Annotated in this window: 17 protein-coding genes; 15 read left to right on the forward strand and 2 right to left on the reverse strand. The window is 70.5% G+C overall.

All coding sequences use genetic code 11. The features are described from left to right. Positions 1–89 precede the first annotated feature (89 nt). From pgsA to AB0M99_RS09290, 15 genes are all read left to right on the forward strand, one after another. Entirely contained in the window at positions 90–779 is a 690-nt protein-coding gene (pgsA, locus tag AB0M99_RS09220) for a phosphatidylinositol phosphate synthase (RefSeq protein ID WP_365918219.1), read from the forward strand. After that, on the forward strand, positions 779–1690 hold the full coding sequence (locus AB0M99_RS09225) for a phosphatidylinositol mannoside acyltransferase (protein WP_365918220.1): 912 nt from the start codon (positions 779–781) through the stop codon (positions 1688–1690). The genes pgsA and AB0M99_RS09225 overlap by 1 nt, the downstream gene beginning before the upstream one ends. Next, positions 1690–2862: a glycosyltransferase family 4 protein gene (locus AB0M99_RS09230; protein WP_365918222.1), complete on the forward strand. Its 1173-nt coding sequence runs from the start codon at positions 1690–1692 to the stop codon at positions 2860–2862. Before AB0M99_RS09225 ends, AB0M99_RS09230 begins: the two co-directional genes overlap by 1 nt. A gap of 87 nt (positions 2863–2949) precedes the next feature. Further along, positions 2950–3492: a hypothetical protein gene (locus tag AB0M99_RS09235; protein WP_365918224.1), complete on the forward strand. Its 543-nt coding sequence runs from the start codon at positions 2950–2952 to the stop codon at positions 3490–3492. Between the two features lie 124 nt (positions 3493–3616). Further along, positions 3617–4534 (forward strand): pyridoxal 5'-phosphate synthase lyase subunit PdxS, encoded by a 918-nt coding sequence (gene pdxS / locus AB0M99_RS09240; RefSeq protein WP_030010552.1) that lies wholly within the window; start codon positions 3617–3619, stop codon positions 4532–4534. 6 nt (positions 4535–4540) lie between these two features. Continuing rightward, complete coding sequence (gene pdxT, locus AB0M99_RS09245; RefSeq protein ID WP_365918226.1) at positions 4541–5143, forward strand: pyridoxal 5'-phosphate synthase glutaminase subunit PdxT; 603 nt, start codon at positions 4541–4543, stop codon at positions 5141–5143. Between the two features lie 57 nt (positions 5144–5200). Further along, positions 5201–5953: a YebC/PmpR family DNA-binding transcriptional regulator gene (locus tag AB0M99_RS09250; RefSeq protein WP_361765845.1), complete on the forward strand. Its 753-nt coding sequence runs from the start codon at positions 5201–5203 to the stop codon at positions 5951–5953. A 123-nt stretch (positions 5954–6076) separates the two neighbouring features. Beyond that, on the forward strand, positions 6077–6607 hold the full coding sequence (gene ruvC / locus AB0M99_RS09255; RefSeq protein ID WP_365918228.1) for a crossover junction endodeoxyribonuclease RuvC: 531 nt from the start codon (positions 6077–6079) through the stop codon (positions 6605–6607). Beyond that, on the forward strand, positions 6604–7239 hold the full coding sequence (gene ruvA, locus AB0M99_RS09260) for a Holliday junction branch migration protein RuvA (RefSeq protein ID WP_365918230.1): 636 nt from the start codon (positions 6604–6606) through the stop codon (positions 7237–7239). Before ruvC ends, ruvA begins: the two co-directional genes overlap by 4 nt. A gap of 48 nt (positions 7240–7287) precedes the next feature. After that, entirely contained in the window at positions 7288–8361 is a 1074-nt protein-coding gene (gene ruvB, locus AB0M99_RS09265) for a Holliday junction branch migration DNA helicase RuvB (protein ID WP_365918232.1), read from the forward strand. A 164-nt stretch (positions 8362–8525) separates the two neighbouring features. Next, on the forward strand, positions 8526–9002 hold the full coding sequence (yajC, locus tag AB0M99_RS09270; RefSeq protein WP_365918234.1) for a preprotein translocase subunit YajC: 477 nt from the start codon (positions 8526–8528) through the stop codon (positions 9000–9002). A gap of 153 nt (positions 9003–9155) precedes the next feature. Then, complete coding sequence (gene secD / locus AB0M99_RS09275) at positions 9156–10958, forward strand: protein translocase subunit SecD (protein ID WP_365918236.1); 1803 nt, start codon at positions 9156–9158, stop codon at positions 10956–10958. Positions 10959–10961: 3 nt separating this feature from the next. Continuing rightward, positions 10962–12014: a protein translocase subunit SecF gene (gene secF, locus AB0M99_RS09280; RefSeq protein ID WP_365918237.1), complete on the forward strand. Its 1053-nt coding sequence runs from the start codon at positions 10962–10964 to the stop codon at positions 12012–12014. Next, the gene (locus tag AB0M99_RS09285; RefSeq protein ID WP_365918239.1) at positions 12011–12565 is read left to right on the forward strand and encodes an adenine phosphoribosyltransferase; all 555 of its coding nucleotides are present in this window, start codon (positions 12011–12013) and stop codon (positions 12563–12565) included. Before secF ends, AB0M99_RS09285 begins: the two co-directional genes overlap by 4 nt. Before the next feature lie 177 nt (positions 12566–12742). Beyond that, positions 12743–15166 carry a bifunctional (p)ppGpp synthetase/guanosine-3',5'-bis(diphosphate) 3'-pyrophosphohydrolase gene (locus AB0M99_RS09290; protein WP_365918241.1) on the forward strand — a complete coding sequence of 808 codons (2424 nt, stop codon included), beginning with the start codon at positions 12743–12745 and terminating at the stop codon, positions 15164–15166. Positions 15167–15248: 82 nt separating this feature from the next. On the opposite strand, the gene AB0M99_RS09295 is transcribed toward AB0M99_RS09290, so the two are convergent. Then, positions 15249–16409 carry a glycosyltransferase family 39 protein gene (locus AB0M99_RS09295; RefSeq protein WP_365918243.1) on the reverse strand — a complete coding sequence of 387 codons (1161 nt, stop codon included), beginning with the start codon at positions 16407–16409 and terminating at the stop codon, positions 15249–15251. A gap of 260 nt (positions 16410–16669) precedes the next feature. Further along, the gene (locus tag AB0M99_RS09300; RefSeq protein WP_365918245.1) at positions 16670–17899 is read right to left on the reverse strand and encodes a DUF349 domain-containing protein; all 1230 of its coding nucleotides are present in this window, start codon (positions 17897–17899) and stop codon (positions 16670–16672) included. Positions 17900–18006: the final 107 nt, after the last annotated feature.

Raw genomic sequence — 18006 nt, forward strand, 5'->3', positions numbered from 1 at the left:
GCGGGGCGCTGACGGGCCGGGGCGCTGGCTACGATGGGCCAGCCGGTGGCCGTGGTGGCCGTGCGGCCCAGCGACCCTCCGGGAAGGCCATGCTGAACAAGTACGCGCGTGCATTCTTCACGCGTGTTCTCACGCCATTCGCCGCTTTTCTGCTCCGGCGGGGGGTGAGTCCGGACGCGGTCACGCTGATCGGCACGGCCGGAGTGGTGGCGGGAGCACTGGTCTTCTTCCCCAGAGGAGAGTTCTTCTGGGGCACGATCACCATCACCCTCTTCGTCTTCTCCGACCTGGTGGACGGGAACATGGCCCGCCAGGCCGGCGTCTCCAGCCGGTGGGGCGCCTTCCTCGACTCCACCCTCGACCGGGTGGCGGACGCGGCGATCTTCGGCGGGCTCGCGCTCTGGTACGCGGGCTCCGGGAACGACAACGTCCTGTGCGCGGTGGCGATCTTCTGCCTGGCCAGCGGCCAGGTGGTCTCGTACACGAAGGCGCGCGGCGAGTCGATCGGCCTGCCGGTGGCCGTCAACGGCCTCATCGAGCGCGCCGAGCGGCTGGTCATCTCGCTGGTCGCGGCCGGTCTGTCCGGGCTGGAGACCTTCGGGGTCCCCTCCTGGATCGGGGTCCTGCTGCCGATCGCCCTGTGGATCGTGGCGGCGGGCTCGCTCGTCACCCTGATCCAGCGGGTGGTCACCGTGCGCCGCGAGGCGGCGGAGGCCGACGCGGCGACCGCCTCGGAAGCGGCCGGGGCCGAGGCCCCCGCCGAGGGCGGCGCGGCCTGATGGGCAAGGTGCAGGACAAGCTGGTCGACGGGCTGTACGGGCTCGGCTGGGCCGGGGTCAAGAAGCTGCCCGAGTCCACGGCCGTGGCCCTGGGGCAGCGGATCGCCGACTACGCGTGGAAGCGCCGCGGCAAGAGCGTGCTCCGGCTGGAGTCCAACCTGGCCCGGGTCGTGCCGCAGGCCGGGCCGGAGCGGCTGCGCGAGCTGTCCCGGGCGGGCATGCGCTCGTACATGCGGTACTGGATGGAGTCCTTCCGGCTCCCGACGATGGCCAAGGAACGTTTCGGCGTCGACGTCGAGATAAAGGACGAGCACATCCTGCGCGAGGCCCTCGCCTCCGGGCGCGGTGTCGTCGTCGCCCTGCCGCACCTGGCCAACTGGGACCTCGCCGGGGCCTGGGCCACCGCCCACATCGGCGTCCCGTTCACCACGGTCGCCGAGCGGCTCAAGCCCGAGTCCCTCTACGACCGCTTCGTCGCCTACCGGGAGAGCCTGGGCATGGAGGTGCTGCCGCACAGCGGCGGCGCCGCCTTCGGCACCCTCGCGCGGCGGCTGCGCTCGGGCGGCCTGGTCTGCCTGGTCGCCGACCGCGACCTGTCGGCCTCCGGCGTCGAAGTGGACTTCTTCGGCTCGGCCGCGAGGATGCCGGCCGGTCCGGCGCTGCTGGCCCAGCAGACCGGCGCCGTGGTGCTGCCGGTCACGCTCTACTACGGCGGCACCCCGAAGATGTACGGCCGGATCCACCCCGAGGTGGAGGTCCCGAAGACGGGTACCCGGGTCGAGAAGACGGCCGTCATGACGCAGGCCGTGGCCGACGCCTTCGCCTCGGGCATCGCCGAGCACCCGGAGGACTGGCACATGCTGCAGCGGCTGTGGCTGGACGATCTGACCGACCAGGGGGAGCGCCCGTAGTGAAGATCGGCATCGTGTGCCCGTACTCGTGGGACGTTCCGGGCGGCGTCCAGTTCCACATCCGTGACCTGGCGGAACACCTGATCCGCCAGGGCCACGAGGTGTCGGTGCTGGCCCCGGCGGACGACGAGACCCCGCTGCCGCCGTACGTGGTCTCGGCGGGACGGGCGGTGCCGGTGCCGTACAACGGGTCGGTGGCCCGGCTGAACTTCGGCTTCCTGTCGGCGGCCCGGGTGCGGCGGTGGCTGCACGACGGGGTCTTCGACGTGATCCACATCCACGAGCCGGCCTCGCCCTCGCTCGGGCTGCTGTCCTGCTGGGCGGCGCAGGGGCCGATCGTGGCGACGTTCCACACCTCGAACCCGCGCTCCCGGGCGATGATCGCGGCGTACCCGATCCTCCAGCCGGCGCTGGAGAAGATCAGCGCGCGGATCGCGGTGAGCGAGTACGCCCGGCGCACGCTGGTGGAGCACCTCGGCGGCGACGCGGTGGTCATCCCCAACGGCGTCGACGTGGACTTCTTCGCCGAGGCCGAGCCCCGGCCCGAGTGGGGCGGGCAGACCCTCGGCTTCATCGGCCGCATCGACGAGCCCCGCAAGGGCCTGCCCGTGCTGATGGCGGCCTTCCCGAAGATCGTGGAGGCCTGCCCGGACGTACGCCTGCTGGTCGCCGGCCGCGGCGACGAGGAGGAGGCCGTGGCCTCCCTGCCCGCGGAGCTCCGTTCACGGGTCGAGTTCCTCGGCATGGTCTCGGACGAGGACAAGGCGCGGCTGCTGCGCAGCGTGGACGTCTACGTGGCCCCCAACACCGGCGGCGAGAGCTTCGGGATCATCCTGGTCGAGGCCCTGTCGGCGGGGGCGGCCGTGCTCGCCTCCGACCTCGACGCCTTCGCGCAGGTCCTGGACCAGGGCGCGGCCGGCGAGCTGTTCGCGAACGAGGACGCCGAATCCCTGGCCGCGGCCGCCGTGGCCCTGCTGCGCGACCCGGCCCGGCGCGCGGAGCTCAGTGAGCGCGGGTCGGCGCACGTGCGCCGCTTCGACTGGTCGACCGTCGGCGCGGACATCCTGGCGGTGTACGAGACGGTGACGGACGGCGCGGCCGCAGTGGCCGCCGACGAACGCGTCCCGCTCCGCACCCGCCTGGGCTTCTCGAAGGACGCCCCGGCCTCCTGACCGGTCCTCCACCGCCCGAGCACACGGCCCGGGCGGCACCAGGGGCGGTGGGGACCGGGGCCCCGTGGAGCGGTAGGGTCGCGCAGCGTGATCGAAAACCTTGTCTGGATCGGCGTCGCGCTGGCCGTGGTCGGCGTCTACCTCAGCTGGACCGCCGGGCGGCTGGACCGGCTGCACTCGCGGATGGACGCCGCCCGCGCCGCGCTCGACGCACAGCTCGTCCGGCGGGCCTCCGTGGTGCTGGAGGTGGCCACCTCCGGGGTGCTGGACCCGGCGTCCTCGATCGTGCTGTACGAGGCCGCCCACGCGGCCCGGCAGGCCGAGGAGGAGCACCGGGAGGTCGCCGAGAGCGAGCTCAGCCAGGCCCTGCGCGCGGTGTTCGCCGACGCCGACCAGGTGGAGGTGCTCAAGGCCGCCCCCGGCGGGGCGGAGGCCAGCGAGGAGCTGGCCGCGGCCGTGCGCCGGGTGCCCATGGCGCGCAGGTTCCACAACGACGCCGTACGGGCCGCCAGGGCCCTGCGCAGGCACCGCAAGGTGCGCTGGTTCCGGCTGGCCGGCCATGCCCCGTTCCCGCTGGCCTTCGAAATGGACGATGAGCCTCCGGCGGATCTGGCGGACCGCCCGGTCTGAGCCGTACAGACCACTCCTCGAACCCGAAGGAGCCACCGGCTCTCCATTGGCCCTTGCTGTGGACTGGTCGGTGAGGTTTCCTCGGCCGAGTAGTACCCGTCTTCCTTTCGAGTGAGGTCAACCAGTGAGCACGCTTCCCACCTCCCCCCAGTCCGCTGAGTCGGCCATCGGCACCTCCCGCGTCAAGCGCGGCATGGCCGAGCAGCTCAAGGGCGGCGTGATCATGGACGTGGTCAACGCCGAGCAGGCGAAGATCGCCGAGGACGCGGGCGCCGTGGCCGTCATGGCCCTGGAGCGGGTGCCCGCCGACATTCGCAAGGACGGCGGCGTCGCCCGCATGTCCGACCCGAACATGATCGAAGAGATCATCGAGGCCGTCTCGATCCCGGTCATGGCCAAGTCCCGCATCGGCCACTTCGTCGAGGCCCAGGTCCTGCAGTCCCTCGGTGTCGACTACATCGACGAGTCCGAGGTCCTGACCCCGGCCGACGAGGTCAACCACTCCGACAAGTGGGCGTTCACCACCCCCTTCGTCTGTGGCGCCACCAACCTGGGCGAGGCCCTGCGCCGCATCGCCGAGGGCGCGGCCATGATCCGCTCCAAGGGCGAGGCCGGCACCGGCAACGTCGTCGAGGCCGTCCGCCACCTGCGCCAGATCAAGAACGAGATCGCCCGCCTGCGCGGCTACGACAACAACGAGCTGTTCGCCGCCGCCAAGGAGCTGCGCGCCCCGTACGAGCTGGTCAAGGAAGTCGCCGAGCTCGGCAAGCTCCCGGTCGTGCTGTTCTCCGCCGGTGGCGTCGCCACCCCGGCCGACGCCGCGCTGATGCGCCAGCTCGGCGCCGAGGGCGTCTTCGTCGGCTCCGGCATCTTCAAGTCGGGCGACCCGGCCAAGCGCGCCGCCGCCATCGTGAAGGCCACCACCTTCTACGACGACCCGAAGATCATCGCGGACGCCTCCCGCAACCTGGGCGAGGCCATGGTCGGCATCAACTGCGACACCCTCCCCGAGTCCGAGCGCTACGCCAACCGCGGCTGGTAGTCGGTCATGAACGACACCCCCGTGAGCCCCGTCATCGGGGTACTCGCCCTCCAGGGCGACGTACGGGAGCACCTGATCGCCCTGGCCGCGGCGGACGCCGTGGCCAGGCCGGTCCGGCGTCCCGAGGAGCTCGCCGAGATCGACGCCCTGGTGATCCCGGGCGGCGAGTCCACGACCATGTCGAAGCTCGCCGTGCTGTTCGGCATGCTGGAGCCGCTGCGCGAGCGCGTACGGGCCGGGATGCCGGTCTACGGCACCTGCGCCGGCATGATCATGCTCGCCGACAAGCTCCTGGACGGGCGTGAGGACCAGGAGACGCTCGGCGGGATCGACATGATCGTCCGCCGCAACGCCTTCGGCCGCCAGAACGAATCCTTCGAAGCGAAGATCGACTTCGCGGGCATAGAAGGCGGCCCCGTCGAGGGCGTCTTCATCCGCGCCCCGTGGGTCGAGTCGGTCGGCGCCGCCGCCGAGGTGCTCGCCACGTACGACGGCCACACGGTCGCCGTGCGCCAGGGCAACGTCCTCGCCACCTCGTTCCACCCCGAGCTGACGGGTGACGATCGGGTCCACGCGTACTTCGTCGACATGGTGCGCGCGGGGCTGTAACGCCGTCCCGGTAGGATCTGAGGCGAACATTGTTGGTGACGCGAAGGAGACAGGCAGATGTCCGGCCACTCTAAATGGGCTACGACGAAGCACAAGAAGGCCGTGGTTGACGCCAAGCGCGGCAAGCTCTTCGCGAAGCTGATCAAGAACATCGAGGTCGCGGCCCGGATGGGCGGCGCCGACGTCGATGGCAACCCGACGCTCTTCGACGCCATCCAGAAGGCCAAGAAGAGCTCGGTCCCGAACAAGAACATCGACTCCGCGGTCAAGCGCGGCGGCGGCCTGGAGGCCGGCGGCGCCGACTACGAGACGATCATGTACGAAGGCTACGGTCCGAACGGCGTCGCGGTGCTCATCGAGTGCCTCACCGACAACCGCAACCGCGCCGCGTCCGACGTGCGCGTCGCCATGACCCGCAACGGCGGTTCGATGGCGGACCCGGGCTCGGTCTCGTACCTGTTCAACCGCAAGGGCGTCGTGCTCCTGCCCAAGGGCGAGCTCTCCGAGGACGACGTCCTGGAGACCGTGCTGGAGGCGGGCGCCGAAGAGGTCAACGACCTCGGCGAGAGCTTCGAGATCATCAGCGAGGCCACCGACATGGTCGCGGTCCGCACCGCGCTCCAGGAGGCGGGCATCGACTACGACTCCGCCGACTCCAACTTCCTGCCGACCATGCAGGTCGAGCTGGACGAAGAGGGCGCACGTAAGATCTTCAAGCTGATCGACGCGCTGGAGGACAGCGACGACGTGCAGAACGTCTTCGCCAACTTCGACGTCTCGGACGAGGTCATGGAGAAGGTCGACGCCTGATAGGGGCGCTGATTTCGACGGGCCGGCAGGGACACACCCTGCCGGCCCGTCGCTTTGTCAGTGGCGCCGGATAGCCTGCACCGGACCGGACCGGACAGGCGAGCGAGGGACCAGGGGTGGAGCGTGCGCGTTCTCGGTGTTGACCCGGGACTGACCCGATGCGGTGTCGGTGTCGTCGAAGGTGTCGCCGGCCGCCCCCTGACCATGCTCGGGGTGGGTGTCGTACGCACGCCCGCCGATGCGGAGTTGGGCCACCGGCTCGTCGCCATCGAGCAGGGCATCGAGGAATGGCTCGACGCGCACCGGCCCGAAGTCGTCGCCGTGGAGCGGGTCTTCAGCCAGCACAACGTCAGCACCGTGATGGGCACGGCCCAGGCCAGTGCCGTCGCCATGCTGTGCGCCGCCAGGCGCGGGATACCGGTCGCCCTGCACACCCCCAGTGAGGTCAAGGCCGCCGTCACCGGCAGCGGCCGGGCCGACAAGGCGCAGGTCGGGGCGATGATCACCCGGCTGCTGCGGCTCGACGCCCCGCCGAAGCCCGCCGACGCGGCCGACGCCCTCGCGCTCGCCATCTGCCACATCTGGCGGGCCCCCGCCCAGAACCGCCTCCAGCAGGCGGTGGCCCTGCACGCCTCGAAAGGCCGTACCCGATGATCGCCTTCGTCAGCGGCCCAGTCGCCGCACTCGCCCCCACCCTGGCCGTGATCGAGGTCGGGGGAGTGGGCATGGCCGTGCACTGCACGCCGAACACGATCGCCGGCCTGCGGATCGGGCAGGACGCCAAGCTCGCGACCTCGCTCGTCGTACGGGAGGACTCGCTGACGCTGTACGGCTTCGCGGACGACGACGAGCGGCAGGTCTTCGAGCTCCTCCAGACGGCCAGCGGGGTCGGGCCGAGGCTGGCCCAGGCCATGCTCGGGGTGCACAGCCCGGACGCGCTGCGGCTCGCCGTCTCGACCGGGGACGAGAAGTCCCTCACCGCCGTCCCCGGCATCGGCAAGAAGGGCGCACAGAAGCTCCTGCTGGAGCTCAAGGACAAGCTGGGGGCTCCGCTGGGCTCCAGCGGCCTGGTGGGGGCGCAGCGCGGCTCCACGGCCCCCGGTCCGGCGCCGTGGACCGAGCAGCTGGCCGCCGCGCTGATCGGCCTGGGCTACGCGTCGCGCGAAGCGGAGGAGGCCGTCTCGGCCGTGACCCCGCAGGCCGAGGCCGCCATCGCCGCCGGCGGCGCCGCCCCGGTCCCGCAGCTCCTGCGAGCCGCCCTCCAGTCCCTGAACCGGTCCCGCTGACCGTAGGCGACACACCACCGCACCACACCGAGAAGGCAGACTGACACCGTGAACTGGGACGACGAGACCACCGACGTCGAGGCCGAGCGGCTCGTAGCGGCCGCCGCCGACGGCGAGGACACCGCCGTCGAGGCGGCCCTGCGCCCCAAGGACCTCGGCGAGTTCGTCGGCCAGGAGAAGGTGCGCCAGCAGCTGGACCTCGTCCTCAAGGCGGCCCGCCAGCGCGGCGCCACCGCCGACCACGTCCTGCTCTCCGGAGCCCCCGGCCTCGGCAAGACCACCCTGTCCATGATCATCGCCGCCGAGATGGACGCCCCGATCCGGATCACCTCCGGCCCCGCCATCCAGCACGCGGGCGACCTCGCGGCCATCCTCTCCTCGCTCCAGGAGGGCGAGGTCCTCTTCCTCGACGAGATCCACCGCATGTCCCGGCCCGCCGAGGAGATGCTCTACATGGCCATGGAGGACTTCCGGGTCGACGTGATCGTCGGCAAGGGCCCCGGCGCCACCGCGATCCCGCTGGAGCTCCCGCCCTTCACCCTGGTCGGTGCGACGACCCGGGCCGGCCTCCTGCCCCCGCCGCTGCGCGACCGCTTCGGCTTCACCGGGCACATGGAGTTCTACGCCCCCGAGGAGCTGGAACGCGTCGTACACCGCTCCGCCCGCCTCCTCGACGTCGAGATCGACACCGCCGGCGCCGCCGAGATCGCCGGACGCTCCCGCGGCACCCCGCGCATCGCCAACCGCCTGCTGCGCCGCGTCCGCGACTACGCCCAGGTGCGGGCCGACGGGGTGATCACCCGCGAGGTCGCCGAAACCGCCCTGCAGGTCTACGAGGTGGACGCCCGCGGCCTCGACCGGCTGGACCGGGCCGTGCTGGAGGCGCTGCTCAAGCTCTTCGGCGGCGGACCCGTCGGCCTGTCGACCCTCGCCGTCGCCGTCGGCGAGGAGCGCGAGACCGTGGAGGAGGTGGCCGAGCCGTTCCTCGTACGGGAGGGACTGCTGGCCCGTACCCCCCGCGGGCGGGTCGCGACCCCCGCCGCATGGGCTCACCTGGGACTTGTCCCGCCGCAGCACTCCGGGGGCGGTTCCGGGGGGCAACAGGGCTTGTTCGGGGGTTGACGGCGCGGAGGTTCGCTCCGTCAGGAACTGCGATGACATGCTGGGCGTTGTTCCATCGGTGCGGACTCGCCTAGACTCCGCCGATGCCGACCCTTCGGGTCGGCGTGCCCACCCCCGTAGAAAAAGGCCGTCTCCAGTGCGGTCGTGCGAAGGATCTCCGTCCCGTGGATATTGTGACGCTCCTCCCGTTCATCGTGCTCATCGGGGCGATGTTCCTGATGACCCGTTCCGCGAAGAAGAAGCAGCAGGCGGCCGCGCAGATGCGCGACCACATGACGCCCGGCACCGGCGTCCGCACCATCGGCGGCATGTACGCCACGGTGAAGGAGATCGGTGAGGACACGGTCACCCTTGAGGTGGCTCCCGGCGTCCACGCGATGTTCGCGAAGAACGCCATCGGCGCCGTCCTCGAGGACGAGGAGTACAACCGCATCGTCCACGGCACGACCGATGATCTGACGATCGACACGCCGGTCGTCCCCGACGACGCGTCCTCCCTGACCGAGGCCCCGAAGACGGACCTGACGAAGGACGAGGACGAGGCTCCCAAGCTCGACCTGGGCAAGAAGGACGAGGGTGACAGCCCCGAGGCCGAGAAGCCGGGCGACGGCAAGGCAGACGGCGAGCCCGGCGCGAAGTAGCGCCCGGCAGGGGATCGCGGAGGCGCCGGACCGGCGGCCACCGCGGTCCCCGGATGTGACACTTCTGCGGGGGGCAGGGGTCCCCACCACACATTTCGTGGCCGTCCGCGCGCTGACCCGGCGCGGGACGGTTGGACAGGGAGATACGACAAGGTGGCAGCACCGAAGAAGGGCCGGCGGCCCACGGGGGCTCAGGGGAGGCCGGGGCGCGCCCTGGCATTGATCCTGATCGCGATGGTGGCGCTCACCGCGGGGATGTTCCTCACTGGTCAGACGACCCCCCGGCTCGGCATCGACCTCGCGGGCGGTACGAGCATCACGCTCAAGGCCAAGAGCGAGCCCGGCAAAGAGAGCGCCGTCAACGAGACCAACATGAACACGGCGGTCGGCATCATCGAGCGCCGCGTCAACGGTCTCGGCGTGTCGGAGGCCGAGGTTCAGACCCAGGGCCGCGATCACATCATCGTGAACATTCCCAAGGGAATGAACGAGCAGCAGGCGCGCCAGCAGGTCGGTACCACCGCCCAGCTGTACTTCCGCCCGGTCCTCGCCGTGGCGGACGGCGCCCCGATCGCCCCCGAGGCCACGCCGAGCGGCTCCCCGAGCCCCTCCGCGAGCGGTTCCGGCACCCCGAAGGCGGAGGACGGCAAGTCCAGCCCGCCGGCCACCCCGTCGTCCAGCGCCACTTCCCAGGGCCGTGTGCTCAGCGAGGCCCTCAAGGCCCCGAGCACCCCCACTCCCACGCCTTCGGCGAGCGAGTCGAAGAAGGCAGACGACAGCAAGGCTCCGACCCCGTCCGCGCCCCCGGCCAACCCCGAGACGGCCGCCGCCGACCTGCAGGCGAAGTTCGCCGCGCTGGACTGCAGCAACGAGACCCAGCGCAGCGCCGTCAGCAAGAACGTCAAGCCCGAGGACCCGACGCTCGCCTGTGGCAAGCGCGGCAACGCCTGGGCGAAGTGGGTCCTCGGCCCGGCCTCGGTCAACGGCCAGGACGTGAAGGACGCCAAGGGCGTCATCGACCCGCAGCGTGGCATGTGGATCGTCACGATGCAGTTCACCGACAAGGGCGCCGACAAGTTCGCCAAGATCACCGGTGAGCTCGCGGCCAAGCAGTCCCCGCAGAACCAGTTCGCGATCGTCCTCGACGGCGAGGTCATCTCCGACCCGTCCGTCAGCCAGGCGCTGACCGGCGGCAACGCGGAGATCTCCGGCGGCTTCAACCAGCAGTCCGCGCAGGACCTGGGCAACATGCTGTCGTACGGCGCGCTGCCGCTGTCCTTCCAGGAGGACAGCGTCACCACCGTCACCGCCGCGCTCGGCGGCGAGCAGCTGAAGGCCGGCCTGATCGCCGGTGCGATCGGCCTCGCGCTGGTCGTGATCTACCTGCTGGTCTACTACCGGGGCCTGGCGTTCATCGCCATCGTCAGCCTCCTGGTGTCCGCGATCCTCACGTACACGCTCATGGCGCTGCTCGGAAAGGGCATCGGCTTCGCGCTGAACCTGCCCGCCGTCTGCGGCGCGATCGTGGCGATCGGCATCACCGCCGACTCGTTCATCGTGTACTTCGAGCGCATCCGCGACGAGATCCGCGAGGGCCGCACCCTGCGTCCGGCCGTCGAGCGTGCCTGGCCGCGTGCCCGGCGCACCATCCTGGTCTCCGACTTCGTGTCGTTCCTGGCGGCCGCGGTGCTCTTCATCGTCACCGTCGGCAAGGTGCAGGGCTTCGCCTTCACCCTGGGTCTGACCACCCTGCTCGACGTGGTCGTGGTGTTCCTCTTCACCAAGCCGGTCATGACGCTGCTGGCCCGCACGAAGTTCTTCTCCAGCGGTCACCCGTGGTCCGGTCTGGACCCGAAGCGACTGGGCGCCCAGCCGCCGCTGCGACGCTCGCGTCGTACCGGCTCCGGCGCGGCCGCCGCGACCATCGAAGCTCCCGTCGACGCAAAGGAGGCGTGAGGGATGTCGAAGCTCGGAGATCTCGGCGCCAAGCTGTACCGAGGTGAGGTCGGTTACGACTTCGTCGGCAAGCGTTTCGTCTGGTACGGCGTTTCCATACTGATCACCATCACGGCGATCGTGGCCCTGGCCGTTCAGGGCCTCAACATGGGCATCGAGTTCAAGGGCGGTGCCGTCTTCACCACCCCGAAGACGGCCGTCTCCGTCGCCAAGGCGACCGAGGCCGCGGAAGAGGCCTCCGGCCACGACGCGATCGTCCAGGAGCTCGGCACGGGCGGTCTGCGCATCCAGATCTCGGAACTGGACACCGCCGCCGCGGCCGATGTGAAGGCCAAGCTCGCCACCGACCTCAAGGTCGAGGCGGGTCAGATCAACGCGGACCTGGTCGGCCCGAGCTGGGGCGAGCAGATCGCGAACAAGGCCTGGACCGGCCTCGGCGTGTTCATGGTCCTCGTGGTGATCTACCTCGCGATCGCCTTCGAGTGGCGGATGGCCATCGCGGCGCTCATCGCGCTGATCCACGACCTCACGATCACGGTCGGCGTGTACGCGCTGGTCGGCTTCGAGGTCACCCCGGGTACGGTCATCGGTCTGCTGACGATCCTCGGTTACTCCCTCTACGACACCGTCGTCGTCTTCGACGGTCTCAAGGAGGGCTCGAAGGACATCACCAAGCAGACCCGCTGGACGTTCAGCGAGATCGCCAACCGCAGCATCAACGCGACGCTGGTCCGCTCGATCAACACCACCGTCGTGGCGCTGCTCCCGGTCGCGGCCCTGCTCTTCATCGGCGGCGGCTTCCTGGGCGCCGGCATGCTGAACGACATCTCCCTGTCGCTGTTCGTCGGCCTCGCCGCCGGTGCGTACTCCTCGATCTTCATCGCGACCCCGCTGGTCGTGGACCTCAAGGAGCGCGAGCCGGCCATGAAGGCGCTGAAGAAGCGGGTGCTCGCGAAGCGGGCGTCCGCCTCGGCGAAGGGCGAGTCCGCGCAGGACGGCCCCGCCGATGACGCGCCGCAGGTCGTCGCGCAGGGCCGGCCGGGGCGGCGCCGATGACGGCGCCGCTGTCCACCGAGGCGCGCGAGCTGCTGCTCAGCCGGATCAAGGACGTACCGGACTACCCGAAGCCGGGGGTGATGTTCAAGGACATCACCCCGCTGCTGGCCGACCCGAAGGCGTTCGCCGCGCTGACGGACGCGCTGGTGGAGCTGGCCGGACGGTACGGGGCGACGAAGATCGTCGGCCTGGAGGCGCGGGGGTTCATCCTGGCGGCTCCGGTGGCCGTGCAGGCGGGCATCGGCTTCGTACCGGTCCGCAAGGCCGGCAAGCTGCCCGGCGCCACGCTCGCCCAGTCCTACGACCTGGAGTACGGGTCCGCGGAGATCGAGGTCCACGCGGAGGACCTGGCGGCCGGTGACAAGGTCATGGTCATCGACGACGTCCTGGCCACCGGCGGTACCGCCGGCGCCTCGCTGGAGCTGATCCGGCGGGCCGGGGCCGAGGTCGCCGGGGTCGCGGTCCTGATGGAGCTGTCGTTCCTGCCGGGCCGTGAACGGCTGGACGGCGCCCTTGCGGGCGCCCCGCTGGACGCGCTGATCGTGGTCTGAGCACCGTATCGCCGAAGCGGCGGCACCCGGGACGTCCCGGGTGCCGCCGCTTCCGCGTTCGGCGGGCGTTCCTGCGGCGTCTCGGCGGGTGGGCGGCGGGGAACGGGGTGACGGAACCCTCGCTACCATTGGATATCCGGACCTGACCGGGGCACCGGATCCTCCTGAGGAGTGCTCTTGCCAGACGAGGTCCAGCCAATCTCCGCCGCGCAGCCCGACCCGCAGGCCGAGCAGGCCGCGGCGGCTGCCGCCACGCCCCCGCCGGCTCCGCCGGTCAAGCCCGTGCCCGCGAAGTCGGCCGGGTCCTCCAACCGGGTGCGCGCCCGGCTGGCCCGCCTCGGTGCGCAGCGCTCCAACCCGTACAACCCGGTACTGGAGCCCCTGCTCCGTATAGTCCGCAGCAACGACCCGAAGATCGAGACGGCGACCCTGCGCCAGATCGAGCAGGCGTACCAGGTCGCGGAGCGCTGGCACCGCGGTCAGAAGCGCAAGAGCGGCGACCCGTACATCACCCATCCGCTCGCGGTGACGACGATCCTCGCCGAGCTGGGCATGGACCCCGCCACCCTGATGGCCGGCCTGCTGCACGACACCGTCGAGGACACCGAGTACGGGCTGGAGGACCTGCGGCGCGACTTCGGTGACGCGGTCGCCCTGCTCGTCGACGGCGTCACCAAGCTCGACCGGGTCAAGTTCGGCGAGGCCGCCCAGGCCGAGACCGTCCGCAAGATGGTCGTGGCCATGGCCAAGGACCCCAGGGTCCTGGTCATCAAGCTCGCCGACCGCCTGCACAACATGCGCACCATGCGCTACCTCAAGCGGGAGAAGCAGGAGAAGAAGGCCCGCGAGACGCTTGAGATCTATGCCCCGCTGGCGCACCGCCTGGGCATGAACACCATCAAGTGGGAGCTGGAGGACCTCGCCTTCGCGATCCTCTACCCCAAGATGTACGACGAGATCGTCCGACTGGTGGCCGAGCGCGCCCCCAAGCGGGACGAGTACCTCACCGTCGTCACGGACGAGGTGCAGACCGACCTCAGAGCCGCCCGCATCAAGGCCACCGTCACCGGCCGGCCCAAGCACTACTACAGCGTCTACCAGAAGATGATCGTCCGCGGCCGCGACTTCGCGGAGATCTACGACCTGGTGGGCATCCGAGTCCTCGTCGACACCGTGCGGGACTGCTACGCGGCCCTCGGCACGGTGCACGCGCGGTGGAATCCGGTCCCCGGCCGGTTCAAGGACTACATCGCGATGCCCAAGTTCAACATGTACCAGTCGCTCCACACGACGGTCATCGGGCCCAGCGGCAAGCCGGTCGAACTCCAGATCCGCACCTTCGACATGCACCGCCGCGCCGAGTACGGCATCGCCGCGCACTGGAAGTACAAGCAGCAGACCGTCGCCGGCGCCTCCAAGGTCCGCACGGACGTCCCGCAGGCCGCCAAGGGCAGCGCGGGCCAGGACACGGTCAACGACATGGCCTGGCTGCGCCAGTTGCTCGACTGGCAGAAGGAGACCGAGGACCCGGGCGAGTTCCTCGACTCGCTGCGCTTCGACCTCTCCCAGAACGAGGTCTTCGTCTTCACCCCCAAGGGTGACGTCATAGCGCTGCCCGCCGGGGCCACCCCCGTCGACTTCGCGTACGCCGTCCACACCGAGGTCGGCCACCGCACCATAGGGGCGCGGGTCAACGGGCGGCTCGTACCGCTCGAATCGACCCTCGACAACGGCGACCTGGTCGAGGTCTTCACCTCCAAGGCCGAGGGCGCCGGACCCTCCCGCGACTGGCTCGGCTTCGTCAAGTCCCCGCGGGCCCGCAACAAGATCCGCGCCTGGTTCTCCAAGGAGCGCCGCGACGAGGCCATCGAGCACGGCAAGGACGCCATCGCGCGGGCCATGCGCAAGCAGAACCTGCCGATCCAGCGCATCCTGACCGGCGACTCGCTCGTCACCCTGGCGCACGAGATGCGCTACCCGGACATCTCCTCGCTCTACGCGGCGATCGGCGAGGGCCACGTGGCCGCGCAGGGCGTCGTACAGAAGCTGGTGCAGGCGCTCGGCGGCGAGGAAGCGGCCAACGAGGACATCGAGGAGAGCATCCCGCCGGTCCGCGGCCGCAGCAAGCGCCGCAACAACGCCGACCCGGGCGTGGTCGTCAAGGGCGTGGACGACGTGTGGGTCAAGCTGGCCCGCTGCTGCACGCCGGTGCCCGGCGACCCGATCATCGGGTTCGTCACGCGGGGCAGTGGCGTATCGGTTCACCGCGCGGACTGCGTGAACGTCGACTCGCTCTCCCAGCAGCCCGAGCGGATGCTGGAGGTCGAGTGGGCCCCGACCCAGTCGTCCGTCTTCCTGGTCGCCATCCAGGTCGAGGCGCTGGACCGGTCCCGCCTGCTGTCGGACGTCACCCGCGTCCTGTCGGACCAGCACGTGAACATCCTGTCGGCCGCCGTGCAGACCTCCCGCGACCGGGTGGCCACCTCCCGGTTCACCTTCGAGATGGGCGACCCGAAGCACCTGGGGCACGTCCTGAAGGCCGTACGGGGCGTCGAGGGCGTCTACGACGTGTACCGGGTGACCTCGGCCCGCCGGCCGTAGTCCCGGAGCCGCACACGACTGTGGGCGCCACCCCCTCGGGGGTGGCGCCCACAGTCGTACGGTCAGGTGGCGACCGGCGGGATCAGGGGCAGCCCCACCAGACGAAGTTGAGGTTGCCGCCGAACAGGGCGGACACGAGCGTCGCGGATCCGATGATCCAGATCACCGTGCTCTTCCGGGCCCGGGCGAGGGCCAGCGCGAAGGGGAAGAGCAGTGGGAAGGCCAGCATCAGGAAGCGCATCTTCGAGAAGTAGAAGCCGGCGCCGCCCAGGGCGATCAGGACGCACATCGCGGTGTAGATCCACACGACCATCGGGGGCCGGCGTCTGCGCGTCATCAGGACGAACAGGACCACCGCCGTGCAGACCGTGAGCGAGACCGTCACGTGGTTGAGGGTGGTGTGCACCTCGGTGAATGTCTTCTTCAGGTTGCGGGCGGTGTCCCACCCGCCGTCGAAGACCGAACCCCACCGGCGCTGGAGCTCGAAGTACCCGTCCCAGCGGCCGAAGTGGTACCCGACGTAGCCGACGTACCCGAACCAGCCCAGCGGGGCGATGGCGACGGCCGTCAGCATCCGGCCCACCGGAGGCCGCTTCTTGCGCTTCTTGCGGCGCCACTGGATGTACTCGAACAGCGCCGTCAGCACCACCGCCGCGACGATCGCCGATCCCGACGGCCGCGTGGCACCCGCCAGGAACGCCAGCACACCGGCCGTCAGCCAGGCCCGCGACAGCACCGCGTACATCGCCCACGCGCTCAGGGCGAGGAAGAGCGGCTCCGTGTACGCCATGGACTGGACGAGCGCGGCGGGCACGATCGCGAACAGGGCGCAGGTGAAGAGCGCGACGCGCTTGCCGTAGATCTTGTCCGTGACCGCGAAGATGCCCCACGCCGCGATGACCGAGGCGAACAGCGCGAGCCCCATCGCCACCCAGTTCATGGGCAGTCCGGTGACGTACGACGTGTACCGGATCAGCATGGGGTAGACGGGGAAGAACGCCATCTGGCAGCCTGGCCCGGCGGACGCGCAGGGCGACGGCGACGACATCGGGGTGGTCAGGCCGCTCTCGGCGATGTGCAGGTAGTAGACCGCGTCCCAGCGCCCGCCGAGGATCTCCAGGGGCCGCACATCCTTGCGCTCCGACCAGACAGCCATGGTGAGCAGTCCGGTGGCCCGCAGCGCGATGTGGAGCAGCAGCGCCTTCTTGGCCCGCTCCAGGTTGGCGAGCAGGCTCCGTCCCATGCCGCGCAGACCGGAGTCGCGTTTGGTGACGACGGGAGGGGGTACGGAAAGCGTGTCTGGGACACCCGCGCGTATTTGGGTATGCGTCACATTCAATCCTGGTAGTCGCCCTGAACGATCAGCCGCCACCTGCGGCACCGTACAACGGTACACAGGTGCAAGGTGCTCCCAGTGCGCAGCCTGTGTTGAAAGCGGGTAACAAATCGAGTGGGCATCACCCGATCCTCCGGTGATGCCCACTCGGTCGAGCGCACGAGGCGTCAGCCGCCGAACTCCTCCAGGCCCTTAAGCGCCTGGTCCAGCAGGGCCTGGCGGCCTTCGAGCTCGCGGGCCAGCTTGTCGGCCTTCGCGTTGTTGCCCGCGGCGCGCGCGGCGTCGATCTGCTCGCGCAGCTTGTCGACCGCCGCCTGCAGCTGACCCGTCAGACCGGCCGCACGGGCCCGCGCCTCCGGGTTGGTGCGGCGCCACTCGCCTTCCTCGGCCTCCTGGATCGCCCGCTCCACGGAGTGCATCCGGCCCTCGACCCTGGGACGCGCGTCCCGCGGTACGTGACCGATGGCCTCCCAGCGCTCGTTGAGGGAGCGGAAGGCGGCGCGCGCCGTCTTCAGGTCGGTGATCGGGACGAGCTTCTCGGCCTCGTCGGCCAGCTCCTCCTTCAGCTTCAGGTTCTCGACCTGCTCCGCGTCGCGCTCGGCGAAGACCTCGCCGCGGGCCGCGAAGAACACGTCCTGCGCACCGCGGAAACGGTTCCACAGGTCGTCCTCGGACTCGCGCTGCGCGCGGCCCGCCGCCTTCCAGTCCGTCATCAGCTCGCGGTAGCGGGCCGCCGTCGGACCCCAGTCCGTCGACTTCGACAGCGACTCGGCCTCCGCGACCAGCTTCTCCTTCACCTTGCGCGCGTCCTCGCGCTGCGCGTCGAGCGAGGCGAAGTGCGCCTTGCGGCGCTTGGAGAAGGCGGAGCGGGCGTGCGAGAAGCGGTGCCACAGCTCGTCGTCCGACTTGCGGTCGAGGCGCGGCAGACCCTTCCAGATGTCCACCAGCGCACGCAGCCGCTCACCGGCGCTGCGCCACTGGTCGCTCTGCGCCAGCTGCTCGGCCTCGACGACCAGGGCGTCCTTGGCCGCGCGGGCCTCGTCCGTCTGCTTGGCCTTCTGGACCTTGCGCTCCTCGCGCCGCGAGTCGACGGTCGTCACCAGCTTGTCCAGCCGGACGCGCAGGGCGTCGAGGTCGCCGACGGCGTGGTGCTCGTCCACCTGCGTGCGCAGGTGGTCGATCGCCGTCGACGCGTCCTTGGCCGAAAGGTCGGTCGTCCGCACCCGTCGTTCGAGGAGGCCGATTTCGACCACAATGCCCTCGTACTTGCGCTCGAAGTAGGCCAGGGCCTCCTCCGGCGTGCCGGCCTGCCACGAACCGACGACCTTCTCGCCATCGGCAGTACGCACGTACACGGTGCCGGTCTCGTCGACTCGGCCCCACGGGTCGCTGCTCACAGCGCCTCCTCCACCTGATGCCTGCGAGGGGGTTCGCCCCCCTGGGCATCGTCCACAGTTTCCTGGGGCGGGCAGCGCCCGCCCTGCACAACGCAAACATAGGCGAC

Source organism: Streptomyces sp. NPDC051183 (assembly GCF_040682455.1).
GTDB lineage: Bacteria > Actinomycetota > Actinomycetes > Streptomycetales > Streptomycetaceae > Streptomyces.